Source organism: Pantoea eucrina (genome assembly GCF_002095385.1).
In the GTDB taxonomy this organism is placed as follows: domain Bacteria; phylum Pseudomonadota; class Gammaproteobacteria; order Enterobacterales; family Enterobacteriaceae; genus Pantoea; species Pantoea eucrina.
Map to the genome: position 1 here is coordinate 35,571 of NZ_MIPP01000034.1, position 8,190 is coordinate 43,760.

At 58.3% G+C, this 8,190-nt stretch carries 8 protein-coding genes and 1 pseudogene; 2 read left to right on the plus strand and 7 right to left on the minus strand.

Annotation, left to right across the window (positions count from 1 at the left end; translation table 11 throughout):
* Positions 1 to 39: 39 nt before the first annotated feature.
* The 7 genes from cysM to HA43_RS14150 form a co-directional block, all read right to left on the minus strand.
* A complete protein-coding gene (cysM, locus tag HA43_RS14120) occupies positions 40 to 921 on the minus strand; it encodes a cysteine synthase CysM (RefSeq protein WP_094111931.1) in 882 nt (293 codons plus the stop codon).
* A 72-nt stretch (positions 922 to 993) separates the two neighbouring features.
* Complete coding sequence (gene cysA / locus HA43_RS14125) at positions 994 to 2,082, minus strand: sulfate/thiosulfate ABC transporter ATP-binding protein CysA (RefSeq protein ID WP_071668086.1); 1,089 nt, start codon at positions 2,080 to 2,082, stop codon at positions 994 to 996.
* On the minus strand, positions 2,072 to 2,944 hold the full coding sequence (gene cysW, locus HA43_RS14130; RefSeq protein ID WP_094111932.1) for a sulfate/thiosulfate ABC transporter permease CysW: 873 nt from the start codon (positions 2,942 to 2,944) through the stop codon (positions 2,072 to 2,074). The genes cysA and cysW overlap by 11 nt, the downstream gene beginning before the upstream one ends.
* On the minus strand, positions 2,944 to 3,777 hold the full coding sequence (gene cysT, locus HA43_RS14135) for a sulfate/thiosulfate ABC transporter permease CysT (RefSeq protein WP_039379465.1): 834 nt from the start codon (positions 3,775 to 3,777) through the stop codon (positions 2,944 to 2,946). The genes cysW and cysT overlap by 1 nt, the downstream gene beginning before the upstream one ends.
* A complete protein-coding gene (locus HA43_RS14140; RefSeq protein WP_039379467.1) occupies positions 3,777 to 4,793 on the minus strand; it encodes a sulfate ABC transporter substrate-binding protein in 1,017 nt (338 codons plus the stop codon). Before HA43_RS14140 ends, cysT begins: the two co-directional genes overlap by 1 nt.
* A gap of 203 nt (positions 4,794 to 4,996) precedes the next feature.
* Positions 4,997 to 5,611 (minus strand): RpoE-regulated lipoprotein, encoded by a 615-nt coding sequence (locus HA43_RS14145; protein ID WP_094111933.1) that lies wholly within the window; start codon positions 5,609 to 5,611, stop codon positions 4,997 to 4,999.
* 77 nt (positions 5,612 to 5,688) lie between these two features.
* Positions 5,689 to 6,114, minus strand: a complete 426-nt coding sequence (locus HA43_RS14150; protein ID WP_039379472.1) for a GNAT family acetyltransferase — start codon at positions 6,112 to 6,114, stop codon at positions 5,689 to 5,691.
* A 209-nt stretch (positions 6,115 to 6,323) separates the two neighbouring features.
* Between HA43_RS14150 and amiA the strand changes: the two are divergent.
* Positions 6,324 to 7,180 (plus strand): annotated as a pseudogene (gene amiA / locus HA43_RS14155) (N-acetylmuramoyl-L-alanine amidase AmiA).
* Positions 7,181 to 7,227: 47 nt separating this feature from the next.
* Positions 7,228 to 8,151: an oxygen-dependent coproporphyrinogen oxidase gene (gene hemF / locus HA43_RS14160; RefSeq protein WP_039379477.1), complete on the plus strand. Its 924-nt coding sequence runs from the start codon at positions 7,228 to 7,230 to the stop codon at positions 8,149 to 8,151.
* Positions 8,152 to 8,190: the final 39 nt, after the last annotated feature.

Genomic DNA, 8,190 nt, shown 5'->3' on the forward strand with positions numbered 1-8,190 from the left:
CAAGCCGGTCAGCGCAGCAGGCTGACCGGGCAGATGCTGTCAGTGAAAAACACCGGTGGAGAGATAACGATCGCCCCGATCGCAGACGATCGCCACTATCACGCTGCCGGGCTGCGCCCGGGCGATGCGCAGCGCCCCCGCCACGGCGCCGCCGGAGCTCACGCCGCAGAACAGCCCTTCACGCTGCGCCAGCGCACGCATCGTCTCTTCCGCTTCCTGCTGCCCCATATCCATGATCTCGTCTACCACCTCAGGGCACCAGATGCCAGGCAGATAGGCTTCAGGCCAGCGACGAATACCGGGTATGGCGCTGCCTTCCTGCGGCTGCAGGCCAATGACTTTGACCGCCGGCGCGTGCTCTTTCAGGAAACGGCCCACGCCGCTGATGGTGCCGGTCGTGCCCATACTGGAGACAAAGTGCGTCAGACGCCCGCCGCTCTGCTGCCAGATTTCCGGAGCAGTGGTGAGATAGTGGCCCAGCGGATTATCGGGATTGTTAAACTGATCGAGCACCCGGCCTTCGCCGCGATCGGCCATCGCCTGCGCCAGATCGCGTGCGCCTTCCATGCCCTGTTCACGCGTTACCAGCACCAGTTCGGCCCCGTAAGCGCGCATCGCATCCTGTCGCTCCTGACTCATGTTCTCCGGCATCAGCAGCCGCAGCCTGTACCCTTTGAGCGCGGCGATCATCGCCAGCGCAATACCGGTGTTGCCGCTGGTGGCTTCAATCAGCCTGTCGCCGGGCCTGATTTCACCGCGCAGCTCAGCCTGATGAATCATCGACCAGGCCGCGCGATCTTTCACTGAGCCGGCCGGGTTATTCCCCTCCAGCTTCAGCCAGACTTCGCTGCCATTATCGGGCGACAGGCGTTGCAGCCTGATCAGCGGCGTATTGCCGATGGTATTTTCCAGAGTGGTCACGATCGTTTTCCAGGCGCAAGAGAGGCAATAAAAACGGGCGGGAAAGTCCCGCCCGAAAGAGATGTCAAAATATCAGGCGCTCTCGGCAAAGGCAACCGGGCGCAGCGGGGTATTCCCCTGATAGAGACGGGCCTGCTGCAGCCCCACAAACAGACGCTCACCGCGTACCGGGGCCGCCTGCTCACCTTCGAAGACCAGGGTAAACGGCTCTTCATGCCAGCCTGAGGCCTGTACCACCAGCTGCCAGAAGTGTCCGCGCGGACTGATTTCCAGCACCTGTACCGGCAGCGGCGTCTCCAGGCTGCTCTGCCGTGAGACATCCACTTCCCACGGGCGCAGGAAGAGTTCAACGCGACCCTGATGCGCTGGCGTATAGCCCAGCGGCCAGTGATGGGCGGCAACGTGGAATTGCGATCCGTGCACTTCGCCCTCAAAGCGATTGACCTCGCCCAGGAACTCCAGCACAAAGCGGGTAGCGGGTTCGCGCCATACTTCATCCGGGGAACCTGTCTGTTCAATGTTCCCCTGGCTCATTACGACCACGCTGTCCGCGACTTCCATCGCCTCTTCCTGGTCGTGCGTAACAAACACGCTGGTAAATTTCAGCTCTTCATGCAGCTGACGCAGCCAGCGGCGCAGCTCTTTACGCACCTGCGCATCGAGTGCGCCGAACGGCTCATCCAGCAGCAGGATCTGTGGCTCTACCGCCAGCGCACGCGCCAGCGCCACGCGCTGCTTCTGTCCGCCAGAGAGCTGGGCCGGAAAGCGGTTTGCCAGGTGCGCCAGCTGTACCATCTCCAGCAGGCGCGTGACGCGCTGTTTGATCTCAGCGGCTGAAGGGCGCTCGCGGCGCGGCAGCACCGTCAGGCCAAAGGCGATATTGTCAAACACCGTCATATGGCGGAACAGCGCATAGTGCTGGAAAACAAATCCCACCTGGCGATCGCGGGCGTGAATGCGGCTGACATCTTTGCCATGAAAGTAGATCTGTCCGCTGTTCTGATGCTCCAACCCGGCGATAATACGCAGCAGCGTGGTTTTGCCTGAGCCGGAAGGGCCCAGCAGCGCCACCATTTCGCCGGAAGGAATATCCAGAGAGATATCATTCAGCACCGGGGTGCGGCCAAAGGCTTTATTAATTTGTTTGATCTCAATGCTCATGATTTTCCTCCTGTTGGCGCTTCTGCTGATGCTCTAATCGCCACTGCACCACGCTTTTCAGAAACAGCGTTACAATTGCCATCAGGGTCAGCAGCGCGGCGGCAGTGAATGCGCCCACGGTGTTGTAATCCTGATGCAGTAATTCAACCTGAAGCGGTAACGTATAGGTCTCACCGCGAATCGATCCTGACACCACCGACACCGCACCAAACTCACCGATGGCCCGCGCGTTGGTCAGTACCACGCCGTAGAGCAGCGCCCAGCGAATGTTGGGCAGCGTTACGCGGCGAAACATCTGCCAGCCCGATGCGCCAAGCAGCACCGCAGCTTCATCTTCGTTACTCCCCTGACTCAGCATTACCGGTACCAGCTCACGCACCACAAACGGACAGGTGACAAATACGGTCGCCAGCACCATGCCGGGCCAGGCAAACATAATCTGAATATTGTGGGCATCGAGCCAGCCGCCCGCCGGGCCGTTAATGCCCCAGAACAGCAGATACATCAGGCCCGCCACCACCGGTGATACCGCAAACGGAATATCAAACAGCGTCAGCAGCAGCTGCCGTCCCGGAAAGGTAAAGCGGGTGACCAGCCACGCCAGCAGCGTGCCAAACACCAGGTTTACCGGAACGGTAATGAGCGCAACCAGCACCGTCAGCCAGATCGCGTGCAGCATGTCGCCATCCTGCAGGTTGCTGAACGCCTGGCCTACGCCCTGCGCCAGCGCCTCCCAGAAGATAGAGATCATCGGCACTACCAGCAGCAGTATCGATATCAGTGCACCGGTGCCAATCAGCAGCCATTTGCCCCAGTTAAAAGGCTCACGCTCAGCGCGATTGAGGTGTGAAATCTCCGCCATTAGTGACCTCCCAGGCGACGGCCAAAGCGGCTCTGCAGCGTATTAATGGCAAACAGCAGCAGCAGCGAGGCGGCAAGGATCACCGAGGCGATAGCGCTGGCGGCCGGATAATCAAACTCCTGCAGACGAACAAAAATCATCAGTGACGTCACTTCCGTTTTCCAGGCGATGTTGCCGGCGATAAAGATCACCGCACCAAACTCCCCGAGGCTGCGGGTAAACGAGAGCGCCGTTCCGGCCAGCAGCGCCGGAGCCACCTCAGGCAGCACCACGCGCCGGAAGCTTTGCCACGGCGTGGCACCCAGCGTTTCCGCCGCTTCCTCATATTCCGGGCCCAGCTCTTCCAGTACCGGCTGAACGGTACGCACCACAAACGGAATGCTGGTAAAGGCCATCGCTACTGCGATACCAATCCAGGTATAAGAGACTTTGATATCAAAATGCGCCAGCCACTGACCATACCAGCCGTTAACGGAAAAGAGTCCGGCCAGCGTCAGCCCCGCTACCGCTGTGGGCAGGGCAAACGGCAGATCCATCAGGCCATCCAGCAGCGTACGTCCCGGAAAACGATAACGGGTCAGGATCCACGCCATCAGCATGCCAAACACCGCGTTGAACAGCGACGCGACGCCGGCTGACAGCAGCGTTACTTTATAAGCCGCTACCAGCTGCGGACTGGAGATCACCGCCCAGTACTGCGCCAGCGTCATCTGCGACAGCTGCATCAGCAGCGCGCTGATAGGCAGCAGCAGAATCAGGCAGGTAAACAGCAGGCTGGTGCCGAGGCTCAGGCCGAAACCTGGCAGGACGCGTTTTTGTGCTGTAGCAAACATCAGCCGCGCCCCGCTGCCAGTAATTTATCCAGCTCACCGCCGCTGACGAAATGCGTTTTCATTACCTGCTCCCAGCCGCCAAACGCCTCATTGACGTTAAACAGTGTGGTCTGCGGGAAGCGATCCTTCTGCTCTGCCATCAGCTGTGGATTGTTCACGCGGTAGTAGTAACGGGTGATAATCGCCTGAGCCGCTGGGGTGTAGAGATAGTTCAGATACGCTTTAGCTGCGTCAGCGGTGTTGTTATGCGCCACATTCTTATCTACCCAGGCAACCGGGAACTCCGCCAGGATGTTGTTGCGCGGCACAATCACTTCGTAATCATCTTTGCCATACTGATTGCGGATATTGTTTACTTCTGACTCAAAGCTAATCAGGACGTCACCCAGACCGCGTTCAGCAAACGTGGTGGTCGCGCCGCGCCCGCCGGTATCAAACACCTCAACGTTCTTCAAAAACTTCTGCATATAGGCTTCAGTTTTTGCGCGATCCTGACCGTCAGCTTTTTCCGCTGCGCCCCAGGCGGCAAGATAGGTATAGCGGCCGTTGCCGGAGGTTTTCGGATTCGGGAAAATCAGCTTTACGTTGTCGCGCGCCAGATCGGCCCAGTCATGGATCTGCTTTGGATTACCTTTGCGCACCAGAAACGCCATGGTGGAGTAGAAGGGCGAGCTGTTATTTGGCAGACGACTTTGCCAGTCAGCGGCAATCAGGTTGCCTTTATCATGCAGCACCTGCACATCAGTGACCTGGTTGTAGGTAACGACATCTGCCCGCAGCCCCTGCAGGATAGCCAGCGCCTGTTTGGACGAGCCGGCGTGAGACTGCTTAATCGTGAGTTTATCGCCAGGGTGTGCCGCATCCCACTGCTGTTCAAAGGGTGCGTTGAGTGCCACAAAAAGTTCGCGTGACACATCATACGAGCTGTTCAGCAGCTCCGTTGCCTGCGCCGCCGCTGCCAGCGACAGTGACAGCGCCACGCCGCTGAGCCATGTTTTCAAAACCGGAAGTGTCATGCAGCACCCTGATAAATAGAAATCCAGCCTGGGCCAGTAGATGCTGTCAGTGTATTTATAACTTCCCGGAAAGCAGTAACGGTTTTATATATCTTTTGGGGATTTAAAAGTCGAAAAAGGCATAAGCGATCGGCAGAGAAAAGCAGGTTTTCAGAAATATACGCAGGCGGGTGCGGGCCGCCTGAAAGCGGCCCCCGGCAGGGTTAGCGCTGCCAGACAATTTTACTGATCGTCCAGCTTTTCAGCGTGTCATCTGAAGGCATCAGACCCGCCGGGCCGTGCCATTTGCCGCTGTAGACATAGAAGATATGCTGACTGCCCGGCGCCTGGCACTCAACGTCGTGCGCATCGAGGCCTGCGACCATTTTGCAGTTGTTGAAGGCTTTAGTGAACGTATCGCTGAAGCGGTCACCGATTTTACTGCCGCTGCTGCTCTCCGCTGCCGCATCCAGCACCTCGATCCGTTCAACGGCGGGTTTACCGCTGATGATCAGCTTCACCTTGCCATCCTGCAGCGCCTGCCAGAACTCAGCCACCTCGCCCTGTTCGCTGCGCATACCCTGCCGCAGCTGGTAATCATTATTCAGCGCCTGCGAAATAGCCGATTCACTCATCAGGGTGCTGCCATTGAGACCCGCCACACCCTGCTCAGTTACCTGCAGAGAACCGCCAAACCAGCTTAGCGGGTTGAGCGCGGCCCAGTGGTAAGTCAGTGGATTATACCAGTGGCTCTCATGCTCTGCCGGTACCTGGCCGGTAGTGGCGCAGCCTGACACGGCCAGCGCCGCCGCCAGCGCCGCAAAACGTACAGCTTTCATGCTAACTCCATGGTTTCAACTTTATTGCGTGCCTCTTGGAGTCACGCGATGGCAAAAAGTTTAGCCGGCCGGATCAATCAATATTCGCGATCTTCAATCAGTCGCTTGCCCAGCAGCAGCGCCTCCACGGGTTCATAGTCGAGCTTTTCATAAAATGCCACGACCTGATCGTTCTCTTCCCGCACCATGAGATGAATTTTCGGGCAGCCGCGGGCAATCAGCTTTTTCTCCAGCCGGTTCATCAGCGCATTGGCAAAGCCGCGCCCCTGATAGTCCGGATGCACAGCCAGATAGTAGGCTGAGCCGCGATGACCGTCGTAGCCGCCCATCAGCGTGCCGACCACTTCGCCGCCCACTTCAGCGACCAGAAACAGTTCCGGGTCATGATTCATTTTGCGTTCGATATCCAGCTCCGGGTCGTTCCACGGGCGTAACAGATCGCAACGCTCCCAGAGCGTGATTACTTCATCAAAATCTTCCTGGCGGAAAGAGCGAATTTCCATCGACGTATCCTGCTGATCGGCATAATTCGCTGATTATCACGCATTCTTTGCGTGGCGCAACCCTCCTGCTCCGCAATGGCAGAAAAAAGCGGCTAAATCCCGGTTAGCACCGTGCAATACAAAGTAATACGCTGAAATGGTTGCGGGGTCGCCGTGCTGCGGCGGTTACGTTATAACACTGGGCTTATTTCTCCGCCAGGGACCTGTAAATGAAAAAGATTTCACTGCTTTCACGCCTGACTAACCGCCGCCAGCTGATCCTTTCGGGACTGGCGCTGGCAGTGCTTTCGCCGCGCGCAATTCAGGCGAAGGAGACGCGGGCAGAGATCACAGCGGCGCCGCGTCATGCCGCACCGAAACCTGCTGCCAGCGGTAAGCGAATTGTGATGATCGATCCCGGTCATGGCGGTATCGACTCCGGCGCGGTGGGACAGGAAGGCGCGGAGGAGAAGCATATTGTTCTGGAGATTGCCAATACCGTGCGCACGCTGCTGCAGTCACATCCGCATATTGAGGTGCGACTGACGCGCGACAGTGACCACTTTATCCCTCTCTATCAGCGGGTGGAGATTGCACATCAGCACGGCGCGAGCTGTTTATGTCGGTTCACGCTGACGGCTTTACCAGCCCGGATGCCAACGGCGCCTCGGTATTTGCCCTCTCCAATCGCGGCGCCAGCAGCGCAATGGCACGCTATCTGTCGCAGCGTGAAAACGATGCAGATAAAGCAGGCGGCGGCGCCGTACAGCAGAAAGATCACTATCTGAATGAGATTCTGTTTGATCTGGTGCAGACCGATACGATTCGCAACAGCCTGACGCTGGGCAAGCACGTCCTGGATCAGATCCGCCCGGTGCATCATCTGCACAGTCAGCATACCGAGCAGGCCGCCTTTGCCGTGCTGAAGTCGCCCTCTATTCCCTCCGTGCTGGTTGAAACCTCGTTTATTACCAATCCGCATGAAGAGCAGCTGCTGGGCACTACCGCCTTTCGCCATAAGATCGCCACCGCCATTGCCAGCGGAATTGTTAACTATTTTGCCGCATACGATCGTCGCCAGGCGTGATCCCGGGCTGTGGTAAGCTTACGGCACATTTACAGAGAGAGTGACGCATGAGCAATCCCGATATTTCACGCGTTAAGGCATTTTTGCTGACGCTGCAGGATGAGATCTGCAATCAACTGGCCGCAGCGGATGGCGGCGCAACGTTTGCCGAAGATAGCTGGCAGCGTCCCGGTGGCGGTGGCGGACGCAGCCGGGTTCTGCGTAACGGCACGGTATTTGAGCAGGCCGGGGTCAACTTTTCCCATGTGCATGGCGACCAGATGCCCGCTTCAGCCACCGCGCATCGTCCGGAGCTTGCCGGACGCAGTTTTGAGGCGATGGGCGTTTCACTGGTAGTCCATCCGGAAAACCCCTATGTGCCGACCAGCCACGCTAACGTGCGCTTTTTCATCGCTGAAAAACCCGGTGCCGATCCGGTCTGGTGGTTCGGCGGCGGGTTTGATCTGACGCCTTACTACGGTTTTACCGAGGATGCCATGCACTGGCATCAGACCGCAGCCAATCTTTGCGAGCCGTTTGGCGAGGATGTCTATCCGCGCTATAAAAAATGGTGTGATGACTATTTCCACCTGAAGCATCGCAATGAGCAGCGCGGTATCGGCGGTCTGTTTTATGACGATCTGAACACGCCAGACTTTGACCGCTGCTTTGACTTTATGCAGGCGGTCGGCCGCGGCTATCTGCAGGCCTATCTGCCGATTGTTGCACGCCGTAAAGCACTGCCGTGGGGCGATCGCGAGCGCCAGTTCCAGCTCTACCGCCGCGGGCGTTACGTTGAGTTTAATCTGGTGTGGGACCGCGGCACGCTGTTTGGTCTGCAGACTGGCGGCAGAACCGAGTCAATTCTGATGTCGATGCCGCCGCTGGTGCGCTGGGAATATGACTATCAGCCCGAGCCCGGCTCACCGGAAGCGCAGCTTTATACGGATTTTCTCCCCGTGCGGGAGTGGCTTAGCGGGAGTGGCGCTTAGCAGCGCGGGAGTTGTGCGCTGGGCAGCGCGGGGCTGGGC